This is a genomic window from Psychrobacter sp. FME6 (assembly GCF_014861365.1).
In the GTDB taxonomy this organism is placed as follows: domain Bacteria; phylum Pseudomonadota; class Gammaproteobacteria; order Pseudomonadales; family Moraxellaceae; genus Psychrobacter.
The window spans coordinates 1-977 of record NZ_RRYW01000217.1 but is presented as its reverse complement, the minus strand read 5'-3'; the positions used below and the strand labels follow the sequence as shown (position 1 = coordinate 977).

General features: G+C 39.8%; 1 protein-coding gene. It reads right to left on the bottom strand.

Annotation, left to right across the window (positions count from 1 at the left end; all coding sequences use genetic code 11):
* Nucleotides 1–624 (bottom strand): hypothetical protein (locus EI162_RS14975; protein WP_192524965.1); only part of this gene is annotated, 624 nt, incomplete at its 3' end.
* Between the last annotated feature and the right edge of the window lie 353 nt (nucleotides 625–977).

Below are 977 nucleotides of genomic sequence, written 5' to 3'. Positions count from 1 at the left end.
AAAGTCTTTAATAAACCGTAACTTACGGTACTCATTTAACCCATGATGACTGTGCAATTGTCGCTTTAGCTCACTGAATAACCCTTCAAGAAAATTGGTCGTATTTGGTATATCTAAGTGCTCATATTCTCGATAAGTAAACAGCCAGTTACTATTGGTTCGTAGACTACGATAAGCACTTCTAAGACGCTTGTGCGTGTACCACGTTCTACCAGTATCCTCATTGGTACTACGTTCACTAAGATAGGCTTCATGAGTCAAATACCAGTGATCTAAGCGCTTTATGAACGCTGTCTTATCAAGCTGTATTATGTTTAAAGCGAGCTGTCTAAGCTCAATACTGGCAATGTTCTTAGGGCGACGAGTGAGGTAGCGGGTCACTATTTGTACTTGATGAAACTGACACATTTGACAAGGTATACCGGTAAATAGCGTCCTCAGTCCTCGTCTGCCATCGCAGGTAATGCTTTGTATATCAATGCCTAACGACGCTAGGTGATCAATCCCTTGCTTATAAGCACTATTAGTTTCATGACTGACTATCACGTAATAAAGAACGGTTTTAGTGGTGTTATCCATAAAGACCATTAAACCAAACTTGCGACCAAAGTAAGTGGTGTCCATGATGATATTAGCAGTCTTTGGTCGTTTAACCTGATACTCGATACTGACTTTATCTAAGCGTCTTTGAATGGTTTTAAGACTACAGTGGTATTTATCAGCCAGTTGTTGGTAAGTCTGTTTACCTTGGGTATATTCAGTCCAAAGTGTTTGGTTATTGAGTCTTTTGCCACCTAAAAACTGCCGTCTGCAAGCTAGGCATTGATACTGCTGTTTATCTAGCTTACGTCCATTCTTCTTGGTGTGTTTATCACTACAAAAAGGGCAGTTTTTTGATTCATGGCGTTCATTCCTTGCAAATATAGACAGTATATAGCGTTAGACCCTATGACAGCATGAATAATGTCCATTACACC